Below are 19,704 nucleotides of genomic sequence, written 5' to 3'. Positions count from 1 at the left end.
CGCAACCCGTCGAATAACGGGATCTCGGGCTGCCAGCCCAACCGTTCCGTCGCCTGCCGAATGTCGGGGCAGCGTTGTCTGGGATCATCCACAGGCAAGGGAAGAAGCGTGATCTGGGACGAGGAGTTCGTCTCCTCAATGACGATCTGCGCCAGCTGCAGCACCGTGAATTCACCGGGATTGCCAAGGTTCACCGCATCCGAGAAATCACCCTCGGCATGCATCAGCGCAACCAGACCCTTGACCAGATCGTCCACATAGCAGAACGATCGCGTCTGCGAGCCGTCCCCATAGATCGTGATCGGTTCGCCCCGAAGCGCCTGCATCACGAAGTTCGAGATCACGCGCCCATCCTCGGGATCCATGCGCGGCCCATAGGTGTTGAAGATCCGTGCCACGCGCGTATCCACGCCCCGGCGCTCGTGATAGTCGTGAAACAGCGTCTCGGCGGCACGCTTGCCCTCGTCATAGCACGAGCGCGGACCCATCGTGTTCACATTGCCCCGATAGCCTTCCCCCTGTGGCGAGACTTCGGGATCACCGTAGATTTCCGAGGTTGACGCCTCGAGAATCCTGGCCCCTTTTCGTTCAGCCAGTCCCAGCAGGTTGTCCGATCCCATCACGATGGTATGAAATGTGTCGATCGGATCAATCTGGTACTTCGGCGGTGAGGCGGGACAGGCCATGTTGTAGATAAAGTCGATGTTTTCGGCGGTGTCATAGGGATCGGCCACGTCATGCTTGACAAAGGAAAACCCCTCGACATCCATCAGATGCTCGATGTTCTGAAGGCGCCCGGTGGACAGGTTGTCCAGGCAGATGACACGGAAGTTGCGACTGATGTAATGATCGCACAGCGCTGATCCCAGAAAACCGGCCCCACCGGTGATCATGACGGTCTGCGTTTTCTGTGTTATACTTATCAGGGTTTGTTCTGAACGGGCATTCTTCTTGGTCCCGTGTTTCCATTCTTTAATCATAAAGCGCTCCCAAACGTCTTTTTCAAAATTCGAGGTGCGCGCCCAGTGGCTCTTGTCCGAAGGATAACTCCTTCGCACAGTGCTGAAACGCACCTATGCTTTTGGATTTTCCAAATAAATTTCCCCCATCACGCAGATTCGTGACTGCTCCAGCTTTGATGGATGCGGGGCTTTCGGGAAGCTGGACAAAGGGTTAAATAAATTTTGGTCTTTATCTATCTGATAAATAACAACTAAAGACGCAGCATATCCAAAGGGTGTATCGCTGGAACACCCTTTGGATAATCCCTAGGGTTTATGATTTTGCATCCCCGTCCGACACATCTTGCCCGTGTCCGGCCTGAAAGCTTGACAAATGCACCCCCGGTGGCTTCATCACTGAGCCTGGGGATAGGCGCGAACGCCCCGTGAGGCATGAGCCCAAGGTTCGCATGTTTACCTGTGTTGTTGGGAGACATGCCGATGGCCAGCCAACATCCCGAGCATCCAGAGGGGCGCGCGCCATGAGCTCTCCGTCCTGGCGTGATCTGATCCACGTGTTCGGACGCATCGGTCTGTTGTCCTTTGGCGGGCCTGCCGCCCAGATCAGCCTGATGCACCGCGAGCTTGTCGACACGCGGCCCTGGCTTAGTGAACAGACCTATTTGCGGGCCCTGTCGCTGTGCATGCTCCTGCCCGGCCCCGAAGCGATGCAACTGGCAACCTATGCAGGCTGGCGTCTGCGCGGGGTGGCGGGCGGTTTGCTGGCAGGCGCGTTGTTCGTTCTGCCCGGTGCGGCGGTGATCGCCGCCCTGATGGTGGTCTATGTGATCTGGGGTCAAGTGCCCGTGGTTCAGGCCGCGTTTCTGGGCATCAAGGCGGCAGTGATCGCGATCGTTCTGGCGGCGCTCAAGGGGCTTTCAAAACGCGCGTTGAACGGAACCTGGGACTGGATCATTGCCACCCTATCCTTTGTCGGGATCTTTGCCTTTGGTCTGCCCTTTCCCCTGATCCTGGCTCTTGCCGCCCTCTGGGGCTTTTTCAGATCGCACGGCGATCCCGACACGGACCTGCCCGCCGCTGCCCCGGACTGGGCAAGCAGCCTGCGCACGGCTCTGTTCTGGGGAACACTCTGGCTTGCGCCCCTTGCGTTGCTGACTGTGGCTGGTGCCGATACCCTTGCGCATATCGGCTGGTTCTTTGCATGGCTTGCAACGATCAGCTTTGGCGGAGCCTATGCGCTGCTGGCTTATATGACACAAACCGTGGTCAGCGATTTCGGCTGGATCACCACGCAACAGATGATCGCTGCCTTGGGACTGGCCGAAACCACCCCCGGTCCGCTGATCCTGGTCACGCAATTCGTCGCAATGCTGGCAGGCTATGGTTCGGGTGGGTTTGCGCTGGCCTTTGCCGCCGCCATCGTCAGCCTCTGGGCAACGTTCATGCCGTGTTTTCTGTTCATCTTCGTGGCTGCGCCCCATGTGGAACGCCTGGCCAACGCCCCACGTCTGAGGGGGGCGCTTGCGGGTATCACGGCAGCCGTGGTCGGTGTGATCGCGAACCTGTCACTGTGGTTTGCCTTGCATGTGTTTTTCAGCACCATGCTTGCGTCGCCCGGGATGCTTCCCGCCCTCGTTGTGCCGGATGTCACCAGTTTTGATGCCACTGCCGTGCTGCTTTTTGCGCTGGCCGCCATTGCCCTGTTCTGGGTCAAACGATCGCTTCCAGCGGTTCTCGGTCTCAGCGCAATCTGCGGAATTCTTCTGTCGCTGCTTGGTCTCTAGGCATATCTGCAGGCACCAGGTCGGCCAAATCCGCGCGGCGAACATCACGCTCTTTCGTTTCGCGGCAAAACTCGTATGTTGAGGGTGAACCACGGGTACGGATCCATGACGCGAGACATTGACTACGGCAATCTGATGCACCGCGCGATGCGGGGGCTGATCAAGACCGTTCTGCAGGATGTAGCGGATCAGGGCCTGCCCGGCGCGCATCACTTCTTCATCACGTTTGATACGACGCATGAGGACGTCAATATCGCTGACTGGCTGCGCGAACGCTATCCCGCCGAGATGACGGTGGTCATGCAGCACTGGTATGAAAACCTCGAGATCGGCGATGAAGGCTTTTCGGTTACGCTGAATTTCGGTGACCAGCCCGAGCCCCTGTATATCCCCTATGACGCGATCAAGACATTCGTTGACCCGTCAGTGGAATTCGGACTGCGCTTTGAAAATGCGGATGACGGATCGGACGGAGATGACGACCCCGATCCGGGAAAAGGCTCGGACGAGAAAACCGGCGACAAACCGCATCATGCAGATGCCGAGATCGTATCGCTGGATCGCTTCCGCAAGTAACTACTGTTTTTCCAGGAATGTCGTGATGGTGCGCGTGCGCTCGCCATTTCGAACCGCCTGGAAGTCCAGTGTCAGACCGCCATCTGTCAACGTGCGGTCAAACTGCTGGATCTCATACCCGCCGGCATCGTCTACAAACAATGAGAACACCGTCATGGTGCCATTCTGGATGCGCGCCCAGACAAAAGGCTCACCCTGCATCGGATCAAGCTGCACCTCGTGGCCAAACACGTTGCGCTCCATCGCGGCCGAATAGACACCGTCCCGCTCACTGGGTACGAATTCGACCTCATAGGATTTTTCATTGGCACTGCCGTCCGCGCGATACGAGGTTGTACTCCAGGCGACGTTGAAGCCCTCCCTGGTTACCGTGATCTCGACGCTCATATCGCGCATTCTCTTGGTGCCATCGGAACTCGTGACTTCGGCAGAGCCCGCATATGCCCCTTCAAAAGCCTCCAGAACGGCACTTTTGGCGAAACTTGCGCTTGCCAGAAGCACACACAAGCCCGCAACCAGAATGACCTGAGCGAATGACGCAGTACGACCAGTTACAGTGACCAAGGGTTTTCTCCGACAATTTGACTTAAGATAGGTCTGGATATGCGCCAGTTAAAGACACTTGTCATCATCTTCCTGTGTTTTGTCCGCATTCGGCTTTCTTGACGGGATTCAGCTATGATTTTCGCCTGATCCGGATTGTGCAGATTGCGCGCAACTGCTCTGTTGCGCGAGCCACGCCATCCCGCTAAACGGCATGCAATCGTATACACACGGAGCCTCCCATGTCCCAGACTCGTACCGAAACCGACAGCTTTGGCCCTCTTGAGGTCCCCGCAGACAAATACTGGGGTGCGCAAACACAACGTTCGATCATCAATTTCCCCATCGGCTGGGAGAAACAACCCATCGCCATCGTGCGCGCGCTGGGTGTGATCAAGCAAGCCTGCGCCATGCAGAACAAGGCTCAGGGCACGCTGGATCCGAACCTGGCGGATGCGATCGTTCAGGCCGCAGCCGAAGTCGTCAGCGGCAAGTTCGACGACAACTTCCCTTTGGTGGTCTGGCAGACCGGATCGGGCACCCAATCCAACATGAACGCCAATGAAGTCATCGCCAACCGCGCCATCGAAATTCTGGGCGGCGTGATGGGCACCAAGGACCCGGTTCATCCCAATGATCACTGCAACATGGGTCAATCCTCGAACGATACGTTCCCGACGGCCATGCATATCGCCGCTGCCATGACTGCCCATGACGTGCTTTTGCCCGGTCTGGAGAAGCTGCACGCTGCCTTGCAAGCCAAGGTCGAGGCCTTTGACGGGATCATCAAGATTGGCAGAACCCACACCCAGGACGCCACTCCCCTGACGCTGGGTCAGGAGTTTTCGGGCTATGCCCATCAGGTCGCCATGGGAATCGCGCGCGTCAAGACATCTCTGGGGCATATCTATGAACTGGCGCAGGGCGGCACCGCCGTGGGCACCGGGCTGAACACCCGGCACGGCTGGGCCGAAGCGGTGGCGGGCCATATGGCCGACATCACCGGCCTGCCCTTTGTGACCGCTCCCAACAAATTCGAGGCGCTTGCCGCGCATGACGCAATGGTCGAACTTTCGGGGTCGTTGAAAACGGTGGCCTCCTCGCTGTTCAAGATCGCCAATGACATCCGCCTGCTTGGCTCGGGTCCGCGCTGTGGTCTGGGCGAGTTGATCCTGCCGGAAAACGAACCCGGCTCGTCGATCATGCCGGGTAAGGTGAACCCGACTCAATGCGAAGCGCTCACACAGGTGTGCGCGCATGTCATGGGCAATGATGCCGCCGTCGGCTTTGCAGGATCGCAAGGCCATTTCGAGCTGAACGTCTATAAACCGATGATGGCCTATAACGTGCTGCAATCCATGCAACTGCTTGGCGATGCATCGGTCGCCTTCACCGACAATCTCGTGGACGGGTTGCTGGCCGACGAGGTGCGCATCGACAAGCTGATGCGGGAATCGCTGATGCTGGTCACGGCCCTTGCGCCGGAAATCGGCTATGACAACGCCACCAAAGTCGCCAAGACCGCGCATAAGAACGGCACGACCCTCAAGGAGGAAGCCATCGCCCTTGGCTTTGTCGACGCCGAAACATTCGACCGCGTGGTGCGTCCCGAACAGATGATCGGACCCAAGTGATGTCCGAACCGGTCAATCTGAACCGGTTTCGCAAAGACAAGGCGCGGGCTGCCAAGAAGGCCCGCGCCGATGAAAACGCCGTGGCCTTCGGGCGCAGCAAATCCGAAAAAGACCTGATCCGCGCGCGCAAAGAGAAACAAAGCCGCGATCTTGACGGCAAGAAACAAGAATGAGCAGCCGCCCCGTCAAACGCTCCCTGACGCTCAAAGGGCATCGAACCAGCGTATCTCTGGAAGAGCCGTTCTGGCAGTCCTTTCGCGAGATTGCCGACAGTCAGGGCAAACCCATCAACCAGCTCGCCGCCGAGATCGACGCGGGTCGCGGGGTTGATCTGGGCCTTGCATCCGCCATTCGGCTCTATGTGCTGGACTGGTACAAAACGGACAACACCACATAGACAGGGCGACCCGTGCAAGGATCACCCTGGGATGCGCTCGGCATATGATGGTGCAGACCTGCCGTCAGACAGACGCGCGATAGATCTTGTCGATATTTGCGCCCAAAGCCGCGTTGAACGCCGCGTCGCTCATCTGTTTGCTCAACCCTTCGGTCAGGGCCCGCGAAAAGCTTGCGATCATTCCGGGGTTGCGCGCCAGCCGGGCACAGGCGTCATCCGTTGAATATCCCCCCGAAAGCGCAACAACCCGCAGCACTTTGGGCATCTCGGCCAGAGAGGCATAAAGCCCGTCCTCGGACGGGATCGTCAGCTTGAGCATGATGGGCGCATCACCCTCCAGTGCTGCGATCTGTGCCGCCAGCGCATCACGCAACAGCGCTTCTGCTTCGGCCTTGGTTGCCGAGTGAATGTTCACCTCGGGCTCAATGATCGGCACCAACCCGGCTGCACGGATCTGATTTCCCACCTCGAACTGCTGCGCGACAACGGCCGTGATCCCATCGGCATTCGCTTCATGCACAACCGAGCGCATCTTGGTTCCAAAAATCCCCGCAGCCTTGGCTTTTTGCAAAACCGCATCCAGATCCGGGTTGTCCTTCATCATCTGAACATCGCTGGCCACATCCGCCAGCCCCTTGTCGATCTTGAGAAACGGGACCACGCCGCGCTCTTCCCAAAGAAAAGCCGGGACCGGTTTTCCGCCAACGCTTTCGCCCATGGTGCGTTCGAACAGGATGGCACCCAGAACCTTGTCACTGGTGAAATCCGGAGCCTGCATGATCCGCGCGCGCATGGCCTGCACTTCGGCAAACATCTCGGCGTCACCGTTGTAATCGGAAGGATCGACGCCATAGAGGCTGAGAGCCTTCGGCGTAGAGCCCCCGCTTTGATCCAGGGCGGCGATGAACCCCGCACCCGTTGCAATGCGGTCAGTCATGGTGGCGGTGATCTCGGCTGTCATGGGGGCCCTCGTACATCATGTGTTTCGCTGGGCGCTGGCATAGATCAAAGCTGCAGCGATTGGTAGGGCCGATGGCGCTAACGCGGTTGTAAATGCAACCAGATCCCATCTTTTGAGCGGACCGTCAGATGCGCAACGGGCACAGGATCACGTTGCTCCACCCGTTCAACCCGGAATGCACGCAAGATCATCGACAGTAACAGCGGCCCTTCGGCCATCGCAAATCCCGCACCGGGACAGACCCTCGCACCGCTGGAAAACGGCATATAGGCCTCACGCATGCATGTCTTGCCATTCTCGGTCTGCCAGCGATCCGGATCAAACCCGTCCGGATTGTCCCACAACCTCTCATGGCGATGCAGGTGCCAGGGGGACAAAACCAGTTGTGCGCCCTTTGGGATATCGCGATCGCGGAACCGTTCGGGACAGGACGCCTCGCGTACCATCATCGGCACCGGCGGATAAAGCCTGAGTGTTTCGCGAAAGACATCGCGCGAAAGCCTGAGGCGACCCATCACCGAGAATTCTCCCGGCATCTCCTCAAGCGCCGCCGCCTCATTGGCCAGTCTCTCCTGCCATTCGGGATAGAGCGCCATCAGGTAAAGCGCCCAGGCCAGGGCAGAGGCGCTGGTTTCATGCCCAGCCAGGAAAAAGATCGCCACCTGGTCAACCATCTCGGCCGTATCAAACCGCGCCCCCGTCTGCGGGTCCGGCGTCGTCATGATCCGTGTCGCCAGATCGTCCGGCGCATCGCCGCGCTCGATTGCAGCCATCCGCTCGACCGTCAGGCGCGTGATCAACGCGCGGATCTGGCGGGCCGCCGCACGGGTTTTGCGCCGATGCGGGCGCGGTACCCAGGACGGCAGGGGCACAAAGGCCGCCAAATTCAAAATGGGCTGGCTGCGCTGATAGTCGCGGAACTTGTCAAACACCTCCGAGGCCACCTCATGGTCGATCGGAATCGAAAACAGCGTGCGAAAGATCACATCCGCTGCTGCGTGGCTGGTTTCGGCCTCTATCTCAAGCGGACCTTCTCCCTGCTGGCGCAAGCGCGCAACGGCGGCTTCACCGGCCTCCCACATGGGCCCGAACGAATGGCGCAGCTTGCCTCCCTCGAATGCAGGATCGATGATGCGCCGCTGACGCTCCCATTGGGCGCCATTGGTCAGAAACACGCTATCGCCCAGCAAGGGGCGCAACCCTTCGCCAATGCGGTCGGACTTGGGAAAATCCCGGGGCCTTTCCTTGAGGACTTTTGCAACCAGATCCGGTTGGTTGAGCAGATATGATCGGAAGAACGGCGTCTTGAACTCGGCCATCCACGCCCGATAGAGCCGCGCCGGCTGGGCCGAAAGGATATCTGCGCGAAATAGCTTGCCATAGCGCCACAACGACACCCGGTCGGGCCGTGACGGCGGCTTGGGCGGCTGCATGGTCATGCCGAGATCGAGGTGTATTTCGACACCGGCACGTCGATGCGCGATTTTGACGGCGGGCGCCCTTCAAATCGATCCCGAAGGGTCAGCGACCCGGCAGTGATGCGGAAATAGTCATAATCACCCACCTGATCAAAGGCGCAGAGATACTGAAAATGCAGCCGGAAGAACCGCCAGCGCAGCTCTTTCCAGCGCGCCTTGGACAGCGTCTGCGTGAAGGCGGCCGAAATCACCAGCGGCCAGCGTTTGTCATCCGGAGCCACTCCCGTCACCGCCACCGGATCGCACAGTGCAAAGGCACAACCGTCCCCCGGTGCCGTCACATCGACCCAGGCCAGTTCCTCGCGCGCGCTCAGAAACCGCAGATCGGCGCGCAAGCGATGCGCCTTCGGCAGGAACGACACCATCGGCACCACCTGCCCCAACGACAGGAACCCAAGGTCCGGCCCGTCTTGCGGCACCCGCCCCGCCCGGATCAGATCGGCCAGAATGGATACGGCCAGATGCGCCCCCGAGGAATGGCCGACCACCAGAACTTCATCGACATTGCTGCGCAGCGCCTCGGCGATCTCATCACCAAAGCGCGCCATGCGGGTTTCCAGTTCGGGCGGGTTGGCTCCCCGCCAGCGCGCCGAATAGGCAAAATCATGCATCAGGTAATAGGCAAACAGCTTGCCATCCTTGCCCTTGAACCAGCGCAGCACGGCAATCGCGGCCGCTATCCCGCCCGCCCATTCCAGCAGGTTGAACGGATAAGTCAGCCACTGAACCCCGCCCAAAAAGCCCTGAACCGCCGCGCCCAATGTTTGGATCACGGATCCCACCAGCGAAAACGCCAGCACCGCCAGCCCAAGCTGAGCCAAAAGCATGCCCACGGGGTACAAAGCCGCGATCACCGGACCCTTGCGCATCCGCATAAGCCGGAACAAGGCACCCGAGCTGATGTAAACCCAGGCTGTGCGCAGCAATTGCCCATAGGTCGCGGGGATCGAATTGGACATGCTGTCGCGCACGATATCGGACCAGACCAGAACATCCACATCGGCCTGGACGATGTCGCCCTCCATCTTGGCGGCGACCTGCCAGCCGTAATTCCCGGCCTCTGTCTTGGGTTTGAGCCCGATCTCATAGCCCGAGATCTCGCCCTGGGCCCTGGACTCCTTGCGATACAGCTCACGGTAGCGGCGCGGATGGATGAGATCATAGCCGGGTATGTAAAACACCCGGCGCCGCCGCACCTTCTTTGAAACCGTTTCACTCATGCCAAAAACGCCTGTGGCTCATCCGCCCGTTGATCGGGGTGTTAGGATCAGCCTAGCGGTATTTTTTGGCAAGAGTAAGGCGCAGCCACCTAGCCCAAAAGCGCCAGTGACGGGAAGGTTTCCAAAAGCCACCAGGAAAAGCGGGTGAAGGCTCCGGTCAGCAAGGCGATGCCAACCAGCAAAAGCAGCAGGCCCATCGCCTTTTCAATAACCCCCATATAAGGCTTGATCCGGTTCATCACGCCCATGGCGCGGGTCAGGAACATCGCCGCCAGAAGGAAGGGAATACCCAGTCCCGCCGCGTAGACACCCAAAAGCATCGTCCCACGCGCCACAGAGGCTTCGGAGGCCGCAAGCGACAGGATCGCGCCCAGTTGCGGACCGATGCAGGGTGTCCAGCCAAAGGCGAACGCCAAGCCAAGCACATAGGCCCCAAAGGACGACCCACCCCCTTCGCCGGCCTGAAGGCGGGCTTCCTGATCCAGGATGGGAATGCGGAAAACACCCAGGAAATGCAGGCCGAACACGATAACGACAGCACCTGAGATTTGCGCAAGAAGCTCTTGATTGCGCAGGAAAAAAGTTCCGAACGCCGAGGCCGTGAAGCCCAGGAACAAGAACACCGTCGACAGCCCCATTACAAAGAACAGCGCCGAAATCGTCGCCTTGCGCCGCGCGCTGCCTTCTTCCTGCATCTCGTTGATCGAAACGCCGCTCATATAGGCCAGATAGGGCGGCACAATAGGCAATACGCAAGGGCTGAGGAAACTGATGATTCCCGCCGTCAAGGCCACGAACATGGCCGGCAACAAGGCCGCGTCGATGATGTCGATTCCGAACATGTGATACGCTTATGGCATTCCCGGCGCGCCGTCACCTGCCTGTTCGGTCACATGATCGTTGAAAGCCTGAAACAACCCCGCTGAAGGGACCGAAAATCCGATTCCGATCGAGCTGCAAATGGTATATCTCACCCCCATGACTCAGATTGACGACACAGTTGACGCCACCGGGCTGCTTTGTCCCCTGCCCGTTCTGAAAGCCCGCAAGCGGCTCAAGGGAATGGAGGGCGGTGCGGTTTTGCGCGTTCTGGCCGATGATCCTGCCGCGATCGTCGACGTACCCCATTTCTGCGCCGAGGCAGGCCATGCCCTGCTGGAGCAAGGTCAGGAGGGTGCCGCCCAGGTCTATGTGATCCGCAAAGGCGGCTGATACGAAAACGGGCCGCACAAGGCGGCCCGTTCGGTCTTCACTGTCCCTCGATTTACGAGGACCACCAGCCACGTTTTTTCGGCTTTGGTGGTTCGTTTGCAGCAACTAATGGCTCAGGCTCAGGCTCAGGTGCCGGCTCCGGCTCGGTCAGGGCAACAACGTCCGTCTCGGGTTCAGGTGCAGGCTCCGCAACCACTTCGGCCACCGCCTCAGTCACGGCCACGGCAGCATCGGGCACGGCTTCGGCCAGGGTTTCAGGCTCGGCCTCTGCAGCGGCTACTGTTGCTGCGGCTTCTGCATCCTTTTGCGCCTTGGTCTTGCGTGGTGCGCGTTTGCGTTTGGGCTTTTCCTCGACCGCTGCCGCTTCGGCATCCACAGGAGCCTCTGCCACGACCTCAGTTTCGGCGCTCTCTTCAGCAGGAGCAGCCTCAGCCTCGGCCTCAGTCTCAGCCTCAGGCGCTGTCGATGTCTTGCGACCCCGCCCACCGCGTTTGCGTGTGCGCTTGGGCTTGTCTTCGGCTTCAGAGGCCTCCTCGGCAGGTGCTTCAGGCGCAGAACCATCCGCATCGGTCTCATCCGAGGTGTCACCCTCTTCGCCACCGTTCTCTTCGCTTTGGCCGTCCGCATCCTTGCGGCCGCGTCCCCGACGCCGCCGCCGGCGACGCCGCTTGGGCTTGCCCTCACCCTCATCGCTCTCGCTGCGGTCCTGCTCGGGCTCGTCCGCCTCGGCTTCGTCCTCGACGATATCCTCTTCGTCGGCATCCACCTCATCCATGAGAGAGCTGGACACGGACACGACAGGAGCCGTGACGGCAACGATTGCGCGGGTTGCGGTCTTGAATTTCTCCATGGTGAAATCCGGGCTGACCAGATGCAGATCGCCTTCGACGCGCACGGACAACCCATAGCGGACTTCGATCTGAGCTATATGCTCGCGCTTCTGGTTCATCAGATAGTTGGCGATGCCGACCGGACATTTCACCAGCACTTCGCGGGTGCGACGGCGCGTGCCCTCTTCCTCGATCTGGCGCAGGATCTGCAAGGCCATGTTGTCATCAGACCGGATCAGACCCGTACCATGACAGGATGGGCAAGGCTGTGTTGTGGCCTCCAGCATGCCCGGCCGCAGACGCTGACGCGACATCTCCATCAGGCCAAAACCCGAGATACGGCCCACCTGGATGCGCGCGCGGTCGGTCTTGAGCTTGTCTTTCATGCGCTTTTCAACGGCGATGTTGTTCTTGCGCTCGTCCATGTCGATAAAGTCGATGACGATCAGACCGGCCAGATCGCGCAGGCGCAGCTGGCGCGCCACCTCTTCGGCGGCCTCCAGGTTGGTCTTGGTTGCCGTCTCTTCGATCGAACCTTCCTTTGTCGCCCGACCCGAGTTCACGTCGATGGCGACAAGCGCTTCGGTCACACCGATCACGATATAGCCGCCCGATTTCAGCTGCACCGTCGGGTTGAACATTGCCGACAGATAGCTTTCCACCTGATAGCGCGCGAACAGCGGCAGCTGATCCTCATAGCGTTGCACGTTCTTGGCGTGAGACGGCATGATCATCTTCATGAAGTCCTTGGCGATGCGATAGCCGTTTTCGCCCTCCACCAGAACTTCGTCGATATCGCGATTGTACAGGTCGCGGATCGATCGTTTGATCAGATCGCCTTCCTCATAGATCTTGGCCGGCGCGATGGATTTCAGCGTCAGTTCCCGGATCTGTTCCCACAGGCGCTGCAGATACTCATAGTCGCGTTTGATCTCGGCCTTGGTGCGTTTCGCACCGGCTGTCCGTACGATCAGGCCCGCGCCTCTTGGCACATCAATTTCGCCTGCTATCTCTTTGAGTTTCTTGCGGTCTACTGCATTGGTGATCTTGCGTGAAATGCCGCCACCGCGTGCGGTATTGGGCATCAGAACGCAGTAGCGACCCGCCAGGCTGAGATAGGTCGTGAGGGCCGCACCCTTGTTGCCGCGCTCTTCCTTGACGACCTGCACCAGAAGGATCTGGCGCACCTTGATGACTTCCTGGATCTTGTAGCGACGCGGGCGCGGTTTGCGCACGGGGCGGATGTCTTCGCTGTCGTCTTCTTCGGCAACGGATTCGATGCTGTCATCCAGTGCCGCGGCATCGGAATCTTCAGCCTCGTCCTCGTCGTCACTGTCTTCGGCTTCATCGCCATCGACAATCGGTGTCTCGACCGGCGTTTCGGCTACCGTTTCCATGGGCGACGAGCCTTCTGGCACGCCCAGAACAGTTTCGACATCATCCTCATCGAGGTCAATGGTCTCCATACCGGTCACGTCGACGCTGTCAATGGCGTCATCTGACTTGACGGATTCGGCACGTGAACGGCCCCGCCCGCGTGAGCGGCGGGCCCGTTTCGGCTTGGCCTCGTCTTCTTCATCACGCGCGCTCTGTGCTTCGGCATAAGCGCGCTCTTCCTCCATCAGGGCTTCGCGATCGGCGACCGGGATCTGATAGTAATCGGGATGGATTTCCGAGAACGCCAGAAAGCCATGCCTGTTTCCGCCGTAATCGACGAAAGCGGCTTGTAACGAAGGTTCGACCCGCGTGACCTTGGCTAGATAGATATTTCCTGCAAGTTGGCGTTTGTTTTCGGATTCAAAGTCAAATTCCTCAACCTTGTTTCCGTCCACCACCACAACGCGGGTCTCTTCCGCGTGGGTGGCATCAATAAGCATTTTCTTAGGCATGTTTCCTTGATGCACGACCTGAACCACGCGCCCAGTCCCGGAGGCCTGTCGCATGTGAGGTTGTGTCTTGTCTGGGCGATATCAGACGCGCGGCAGTTGCGGGCGTGGTCGCCCTCTGCCTGGATGCTCAATGCTCTCGCGCGCGTCATCGCGGTTCTTCTCCGACAGATCACAGTTGCCTGTCTCTGCCCGTTGTTTCCTTTGCACCATATTGTCAAAGGCGTTGCTGTCGCCCCGCGTTGCGAGGCCAATCGGTCTGTCTGATCGGGCGGGTTTTCCCGCGATCCGTGTTCAAACAGCGAAACTCATGTACGGGGCGACGCAGTTGCGCCTGTCCGTATGTTCACCTTAAAGCCTGAGCGGGCAGAATGACAATGGTGAATGTCACAATCGCCCTGCTTGCCGCCCAAGGTTTCACCCTGCGCCAAAGAGAGAGGCATCTTGTGCAACCGCCGCATCCGGGATGTTTGCCACCCCGGCGCGGCCCTGTGCATCAGCTCAGATAATCCGAGCGATGCAGCCCGTATTTCGCCATTTTCTCATTCAGAGTCCGGCGAGGAAGGCACAGTTCGTCCATCACGCTTGCGATGGACCCCTTGTGGCGGCGCATCGTGTTGTCGATCAGCATGCGTTCGAAGGCTTCGACATACTCCTTGAGAGGCTTGCCTTCGGTGGTCATCACAGGCTGCATCTCTTCATGATCGGACATCAACAGTGAGGCAATCGTGCCCGACCCGCGACGCGACTGCAAAACCGCGCGTTCGGCAATGTTGATCAGTTGGCGAACATTGCCCGGCCAGGGGGCCTGCAACAGTTGTGCGGCTTCCTGAGCGCTGACTTGCGGCGCATCACAGCCGTATTCGTCGGCAAACTGCTCGGACAAGCGCGTGAACAGCGTCAGGATATCCTCTCCGCGCTGACGTAGCGGAGGCACGGTAATGCGCAGCGCCGCCAGGCGGTAAAACAGATCCGGGCGCAGCGCGTCTTCGCACGTGCGATCCTGCTCCTGCATGTTGCAGATAGCGACAATGCGCGTCTCGGCAGGGGTGCCCTGCTCGTTGATCATGCTCAACAGCCGTGCCTGAAGGGTCTCGGACAGGGCTTCGATATCTTCCAGGACCAGCGTGCCGCCCCGCGCCTCTTCCACGGCGGGCAATTGCGAATCCTCGGGGTTCATGGGGCCGAAAAGCCGCTTTGCCAGCGCCTCTTCCTCATAGGCCGAACAGCTGACCAGGACGAATTTCTTGCCTGCCCGGCTGCCCACCGCATGAAGCGCATGCGCCACCATGGTCTTGCCGGTGCCGGTTTCTCCATCGATCAGAACATGGCCATCGGCCTGCCCCAGATCGAGAATGTCTTCGCGCAGCCGTTCCATCGTCGCTGACGAACCGATCAGCTTTTTCATCAATTGCGTGCCATCCGACAGCTCCCTGCGCAGGGCGCGGTTGTCCATGGTCAGGCGGCGCGCATTAGTGGCCTTCTTGGCCAGTTCGCTCATGCGATCCGGGTTGAACGGCTTTTCAAGGAAATCATACGCCCCGATACGCATCGCCTCGACCGCCATCGGCACATCGCCATGTCCGGTGATCATGATCACCGGCAAGGCACTGTCCGAGCCCATCAGCTTCTTGAGAAACTGGATCCCGTCCATTCCCGGCATCCGGATGTCCGAAATCACGATCCCCGGATAATCCGGCCCCAGAGAGCGCAGCGCGTCCTCGGCGCTGGGAAAGGTTTCGGTGTCATATCCCGACAATGCCAGCCACTGGCTGATCGACTGCCGCATATCCTGTTCGTCGTCCACAATCGCAATTTTCATGGCCTGTGCCATCGCGGGATCCTCAGTGTTGCGCCGCTTACTCGGCGGCTTGAATATCGTCCATCGTTGCCACCGGCAGGCGTACCTCGAACACGGCACCGCCCTGCTGCGAGTTGCGCGCCGTCAACCGGCCCCCATGGTCGTTGACGATGCCAGAGGATATGGCAAGCCCCAGCCCAACACCATCACCCGGCTGCTTGGTGGTGTAAAACGGCTCGAACAGCGCATCCAGATCCTCGATACCCGGTCCATTGTCACGCACGGTCAGCGTCACGGTCTCGCCCACGGCCAGGATGATCTCGACCTCGGGGTCCTGTACGGATTTGGTGGCATCCAGCGCATTGCGCAAGAGGTTGATCATCACCTGTTCGATGCGCATCCGGTCCCCCATGACCAGAACTGGCACATCGGGCATCACGCGGGCAATCCGCACCTGACGCTGGCGCAGCTGCGGCTCCATCATCGACAGCGACGAGGCCAGCGCATCTCCCATGTTTACAGGGCTCAACGCCTCTCCGCCCTTGCGTGCATAGGACTTCAACTGCCGCGTGATCGCCCCCATCCGCTCGATCAGACCATCAATCCGCCCAAAGCTTGCAAGCGCCTCTTCGGGCCGGTTGCGCCGCAGCAAAAGCCGCGCCCCTGCAAGGTAGGTTTTCATTGCCGCCAGAGGCTGGTTCAGCTCATGGCTGACCGCCGCCGACATCTCGCCCAAAGCGGCCAGTTTCGAGCTTTGCGCCAGCGTTTGTTCGGCCACCTCCAACGTCTTTTCGACCCGTTCGCGTTCGGCAATTTCCCGCTGCAGGCGTGCGTTCAGTGCGCGAAGCTCCGCCGACTCGCGCTGGAACAGGGCCACGCGCAAGGCGCTCTTTCTGCTCAGGAAATAAAACACCAGCGCCAGCAGAATCGCAAAGCCCATGATCTCCAGAGCCAGGACGCCATTCACCCGCTCGCGCACCGAGGCATAGGTGGTGTAGGACACGATCCGCCATCCCTGGAACCCAAGCCGCCCTTCCGTGCGCATCACCGCCTCGCCCTGCAGATAGGCATCCGCCGGCAAGGCCGTCCAATCCGTCGTTGCGCGGATCGCGCGCTCGATGGCCCCCTGAGGCGTTTCACGCGCCAAGGCTTCAGTCTCGCTCAGCCCCCGCCAGCGCGGCTCGGTCGACAGGATCACGGTTCCGGTGCTGTCGCTGACCACGACGGCATCCGAAATCCCCGCCCAGGAGCGTTCGAATTTCGCCAGATCCACCTCGACCACGATCACGCCGGTCACTTCCGCAACACTCTCGATGCGGCGCGCATAGCTGAAGGAATAGGCCCCGGCCTCCTGACGGATCACTGAAAACACGGTGGCGTTCGAGCGCAGGGCATCCACGAAATATGGAGCTGCGCGATGTTGTTCACCCAATCGGTTGCGATCCGTGGCCGCCACTGTGCGCCCCTCGCGATCCAGTAGCATCAGCGAGGCCGCGCCGATCTCCTCCACAAAGGAAATCAATCGCTGGGTCGAGCCACTGAAATCATTCGAGTTCAGCGCCCCGATCAAGGTCGGGTCCCGCGCAAGGATCTGCGGCACGATCGAGTTGCGCTGCAACTCTGACAAAAGATTGCCCGAATACAAGGCCAGCCGCAACTCTGCGCGACTCTGCGTGGTTGCCGTGAACCGTGTGGTAAGCCACTGGTTGGTGACATAGACCGTCACCGTGGCGGTGGCCAGGATCAGCAGGAAGGCCCCGCGCAGATACCATACCGAGCGATCCGGGCGCGCGCGCACCAGCGCCAATTGGCCCGGCGGAAGGGTTGTCTCGTTGCTGGGTTCACTCATGGCGCAAGGTTACACCGCAACCGCGATCCCGCCAAGCGCGCGCGTGCAGATCACGCGGTTGTCAACGCTCCGGCCATGGCGCGGAACATCGCCGCCCCATCCGTGCCCCCATGTCCGGCATCAGCCGCACGCTCGGGATGGGGCATCATGCCCAGGACCCGGCGGTTTTGCGACAACACACCGGCAATATCATCGCGCGCGCCATTTGGATTGTCGACATAGCGAAAGGCGACACGATCCTCGTCGCGCAGCGCGGCCAGCGTCGCCTCATCGGCAAAGTAATTGCCATCATGATGTGCAATCGGAATGTCGATCACCTCGCCGCCCTTGTAGCCTTCGGTAAAGACCGACGCAGTCGTCTCAACGCGCAATCCAACAGTCTTGCAGACATATTTGAGACCGGCATTGCGCAGCAAGGCACCCGGCAAAAGACCGGTTTCGGTCAGAACCTGAAACCCGTTGCACACACCCAGAATATAGCCGCCGCGCGCGGCATGGGCCTTGATCGCGCCGCAAATCGTCGATTGCGCCGCAATCGCGCCACAGCGCAGGTAATCGCCATAGGAAAACCCGCCCGGAATACCCACGATATCCATACCCGCCGGCAGGTCGGCATCCTTGTGCCAGACCATGCTCACATCAAACCCCGCGGCGCGAAACGCCACGGCCAGATCACGATCACAGTTGGATCCCGGAAAAACGACGACAGCGGCTTTCATCGGCTCACCCCATCTCGATCGTGTAGGATTCGATCACCGTATTGGCCAGAAGCTTCTCGCACATCTCACGCACCGCAGCCTCCCCGGTGCCCTCCGCCAGGTCCAGCTCGATCACCTTGCCCTGACGCACACTCGTCACCCCGTCAAAGCCCATCGCTCCCAAAGCATGGCGCACCGCCTCACCCTGAGGGTCCAGCACCCCCTGCTTTAACATGACATGCACCCGTGCTTTCATATCGCGCCCAGCCCCTGCTTCTTTCTGGTTCAAAATACCCATCCCCCAGGTGCCGCCAGCACCGGCGGCGTCAGTTGATCAATGTCGGTTTCGTCATGCCCGTGGCCCCTTTGGGCATCACGCCCAGGCGGCGCGCCACTTCGGCATAGGCATCCGTAAGCGAGCCCAGATCGCGGCGGAACACATCCTTGTCCAGCTTGCGACCGGTCTCGATATCCCACAAACGACAGCTGTCCGGGCTGATCTCATCGGCAATGATCAGCCGCTGGAAATCGCCCTCATAGACCCGGCCGATCTCGATCTTGAAATCCACCAACCGGATCCCGACCGCATAGAGCACGCCCGAGAGGTAATCATTGACCCGCAAGGCCAGGCTCATCACATCGTCCATATCCTGTGGGCTGGCCCAGCCAAAGGCGGCGATATGCTCTTCGCTGACCAGAGGATCACCCAGGGCGTCATCCTTGTAGCAATATTCGATGATCGGCCGGGGCAGCTGCGTGCCCTCTTCGATCCCAAGGCGCTTGGACATCGACCCGGCGGCATAGTTGCGCACGATGATCTCCAGAGGGATGATCTCGCAGCTGCGCACCAGTTGTTCGCGCATGTTCAGCCGCTTGATGAAATGTGTCGGAATGCCAACGCAAGCCAGGCCCGTCATGAAAAACTCGCTCAGACGATTGTTCAGAACGCCCTTGCCTTCGATCACATCGCGTTTCTCAGCGTTGAAAGCGGTGGCATCGTCCTTGAAATACTGCACGATGGTTCCCGGTTCCGGGCCTTCATACAGGATCTTCGCCTTACCTTCGTAGATTTTCTTGCGCCGGGCCATGGGCGTCCTTTCTGATGCAGCGTGGGACTCACGCCGCTTTTGGGACCTCTTACGCCAAGGTCCTTGTCGTCGCAAGCGGCCTGCCCCCTCTTGCAACCTGCAAGTCCGGATGTCACATCAGTCTCATGCCAATACCGACCGATCAGAGGGTGATCCTGACATGAGTACTTTTGACGACCGCGAAAATGCATTTGAAAGCAAATTTGCGCATGATGCCGAGCTGCAGTTCAAAGCCGAAGCGCGCAGAAACAAATTGCTGGGCCTTTGGGCTGCCGAGCTTCTGGGCAAATCCGGCGATGATGCCGCTGCCTATGCCAAGGAAGTCATCGCCTCCGATTTTGAAGAGGCCGGCGACGAAGACGTCTATCGCAAGGTCTCGGGCGATCTGGGCGACAAGGCCAGCGAAAGCACCATCCGCACCAAGATGCTCGAACTGATGGCCGAAGCCAAAAGACAGCTGATGACCGAAACCTCCTGAGACCGGCTCATCGCGGATCTCGACAGGCCAATCCCGCACCGGGGTTGGCCTTTTTTGTCCCACGGCGCGCTTTGGTGATGTCCTCAAGATGCCGGACGACACCATCCACATGCGTGCGCTCAAAAGAAAAAAGCCGCTCGAAAGAGCGGCTTTTCCCAGGTTCCGATGGCTCGGGCTTAACGCTTGGAGAACTGGAAGCTCTTGCGCGCTTTGGCCTTGCCGAATTTCTTGCGCTCGACGACGCGGCTGTCGCGGGTCAGGAAACCTGCCGCTTTCAGGGCCGCGCGCAGGCTGGGATCATACAGCT

20 protein-coding genes are annotated in these 19,704 nt (G+C 59.8%); 7 read left to right on the top strand and 13 right to left on the bottom strand.

The features are described 5' to 3' along the window. Positions 1 to 893: UDP-glucuronic acid decarboxylase family protein (locus tag WAO69_RS03780; RefSeq protein WP_422176714.1), on the bottom strand; the 893-nt coding region annotated here is incomplete at its 3' end. Positions 894 to 1,483: 590 nt separating this feature from the next. Here WAO69_RS03780 and chrA point away from each other — a divergent pair. Beyond that, on the top strand, positions 1,484 to 2,746 hold the full coding sequence (gene chrA / locus WAO69_RS03775; protein WP_422176713.1) for a chromate efflux transporter: 1,263 nt from the start codon (positions 1,484 to 1,486) through the stop codon (positions 2,744 to 2,746). 105 nt (positions 2,747 to 2,851) lie between these two features. Further along, complete coding sequence (locus WAO69_RS03770) at positions 2,852 to 3,322, top strand: SspB family protein (RefSeq protein ID WP_422176712.1); 471 nt, start codon at positions 2,852 to 2,854, stop codon at positions 3,320 to 3,322. Here the strand turns inward: WAO69_RS03770 and WAO69_RS03765 are convergent, their stop codons facing one another. Next, positions 3,323 to 3,886 (bottom strand): hypothetical protein, encoded by a 564-nt coding sequence (locus tag WAO69_RS03765; RefSeq protein WP_422176711.1) that lies wholly within the window; start codon positions 3,884 to 3,886, stop codon positions 3,323 to 3,325. It abuts the gene before it with no gap. A 221-nt stretch (positions 3,887 to 4,107) separates the two neighbouring features. Here WAO69_RS03765 and fumC point away from each other — a divergent pair, with 221 nt between their 5' ends. Genes fumC through WAO69_RS03750 form a run of 3 tightly spaced genes read left to right on the top strand, consistent with a single transcriptional unit; the run spans position 4,108 to position 5,896 of the window. Beyond that, complete coding sequence (gene fumC, locus WAO69_RS03760) at positions 4,108 to 5,499, top strand: class II fumarate hydratase (RefSeq protein ID WP_422176710.1); 1,392 nt, start codon at positions 4,108 to 4,110, stop codon at positions 5,497 to 5,499. Continuing rightward, positions 5,499 to 5,672 carry a DUF4169 family protein gene (locus WAO69_RS03755; protein ID WP_422176709.1) on the top strand — a complete coding sequence of 58 codons (174 nt, stop codon included), beginning with the start codon at positions 5,499 to 5,501 and terminating at the stop codon, positions 5,670 to 5,672. Before fumC ends, WAO69_RS03755 begins: the two co-directional genes overlap by 1 nt. Beyond that, positions 5,669 to 5,896, top strand: a complete 228-nt coding sequence (locus tag WAO69_RS03750) for a ribbon-helix-helix domain-containing protein (RefSeq protein ID WP_422176708.1) — start codon at positions 5,669 to 5,671, stop codon at positions 5,894 to 5,896. Before WAO69_RS03755 ends, WAO69_RS03750 begins: the two co-directional genes overlap by 4 nt. Before the next feature lie 64 nt (positions 5,897 to 5,960). Here WAO69_RS03750 and WAO69_RS03745 read toward each other — a convergent pair whose 3' ends face one another. From WAO69_RS03745 to WAO69_RS03730, 4 genes are all read right to left on the bottom strand, one after another. Next, the gene (locus WAO69_RS03745) at positions 5,961 to 6,857 is read right to left on the bottom strand and encodes a fructose bisphosphate aldolase (RefSeq protein WP_422176707.1); all 897 of its coding nucleotides are present in this window, start codon (positions 6,855 to 6,857) and stop codon (positions 5,961 to 5,963) included. A 77-nt stretch (positions 6,858 to 6,934) separates the two neighbouring features. After that, a complete protein-coding gene (locus tag WAO69_RS03740; RefSeq protein ID WP_422176706.1) occupies positions 6,935 to 8,296 on the bottom strand; it encodes a cytochrome P450 in 1,362 nt (453 codons plus the stop codon). Beyond that, the gene (locus tag WAO69_RS03735; RefSeq protein WP_422176705.1) at positions 8,293 to 9,555 is read right to left on the bottom strand and encodes a hypothetical protein; all 1,263 of its coding nucleotides are present in this window, start codon (positions 9,553 to 9,555) and stop codon (positions 8,293 to 8,295) included. Before WAO69_RS03735 ends, WAO69_RS03740 begins: the two co-directional genes overlap by 4 nt. 89 nt (positions 9,556 to 9,644) lie before the next feature. Further along, the gene (locus tag WAO69_RS03730) at positions 9,645 to 10,397 is read right to left on the bottom strand and encodes a cytochrome c biogenesis CcdA family protein (protein ID WP_422176704.1); all 753 of its coding nucleotides are present in this window, start codon (positions 10,395 to 10,397) and stop codon (positions 9,645 to 9,647) included. 136 nt (positions 10,398 to 10,533) lie between these two features. On the opposite strand from WAO69_RS03730, the gene WAO69_RS03725 reads away from it, so the two are divergent. After that, positions 10,534 to 10,767, top strand: coding sequence for a sulfurtransferase TusA family protein (locus WAO69_RS03725; RefSeq protein WP_422176703.1), 234 nt, complete (start codon positions 10,534 to 10,536; stop codon positions 10,765 to 10,767). Positions 10,768 to 10,819: 52 nt separating this feature from the next. Here WAO69_RS03725 and WAO69_RS03720 read toward each other — a convergent pair whose 3' ends face one another. The 6 genes from WAO69_RS03720 to purC all read right to left on the bottom strand — a co-directional run bounded on the left by WAO69_RS03720 (position 10,820) and on the right by purC (position 18,919). Beyond that, complete coding sequence (locus WAO69_RS03720; RefSeq protein ID WP_422176702.1) at positions 10,820 to 13,486, bottom strand: Rne/Rng family ribonuclease; 2,667 nt, start codon at positions 13,484 to 13,486, stop codon at positions 10,820 to 10,822. 493 nt (positions 13,487 to 13,979) lie between these two features. Beyond that, a complete protein-coding gene (locus tag WAO69_RS03715; RefSeq protein ID WP_422176701.1) occupies positions 13,980 to 15,317 on the bottom strand; it encodes a sigma-54-dependent transcriptional regulator in 1,338 nt (445 codons plus the stop codon). A 25-nt stretch (positions 15,318 to 15,342) separates the two neighbouring features. Beyond that, positions 15,343 to 17,133 carry a sensor histidine kinase gene (locus tag WAO69_RS03710; protein ID WP_422176700.1) on the bottom strand — a complete coding sequence of 597 codons (1,791 nt, stop codon included), beginning with the start codon at positions 17,131 to 17,133 and terminating at the stop codon, positions 15,343 to 15,345. Positions 17,134 to 17,183: 50 nt separating this feature from the next. After that, on the bottom strand, positions 17,184 to 17,852 hold the full coding sequence (purQ, locus tag WAO69_RS03705; protein WP_422176699.1) for a phosphoribosylformylglycinamidine synthase subunit PurQ: 669 nt from the start codon (positions 17,850 to 17,852) through the stop codon (positions 17,184 to 17,186). A 4-nt stretch (positions 17,853 to 17,856) separates the two neighbouring features. Then, positions 17,857 to 18,087, bottom strand: a complete 231-nt coding sequence (purS, locus tag WAO69_RS03700; RefSeq protein WP_422176698.1) for a phosphoribosylformylglycinamidine synthase subunit PurS — start codon at positions 18,085 to 18,087, stop codon at positions 17,857 to 17,859. A gap of 70 nt (positions 18,088 to 18,157) precedes the next feature. Further along, positions 18,158 to 18,919, bottom strand: coding sequence for a phosphoribosylaminoimidazolesuccinocarboxamide synthase (gene purC / locus WAO69_RS03695; RefSeq protein ID WP_422176697.1), 762 nt, complete (start codon positions 18,917 to 18,919; stop codon positions 18,158 to 18,160). 160 nt (positions 18,920 to 19,079) lie between these two features. On the opposite strand from purC, the gene WAO69_RS03690 reads away from it, so the two are divergent. After that, complete coding sequence (locus tag WAO69_RS03690) at positions 19,080 to 19,397, top strand: DUF1476 domain-containing protein (RefSeq protein WP_422176696.1); 318 nt, start codon at positions 19,080 to 19,082, stop codon at positions 19,395 to 19,397. Positions 19,398 to 19,573: 176 nt separating this feature from the next. Here WAO69_RS03690 and rpsI read toward each other — a convergent pair. Further along, positions 19,574 to 19,704 (bottom strand): 30S ribosomal protein S9 (rpsI, locus tag WAO69_RS03685; RefSeq protein ID WP_422176715.1); only part of this gene is annotated, 131 nt, incomplete at its 5' end.

It is taken from the genome of Aestuariivita sp. (assembly GCF_049276915.1).
Classification (GTDB): domain Bacteria; phylum Pseudomonadota; class Alphaproteobacteria; order Rhodobacterales; family Rhodobacteraceae; genus Aestuariivita.
This window is presented reverse-complemented; position numbering and strand designations above follow the sequence as displayed.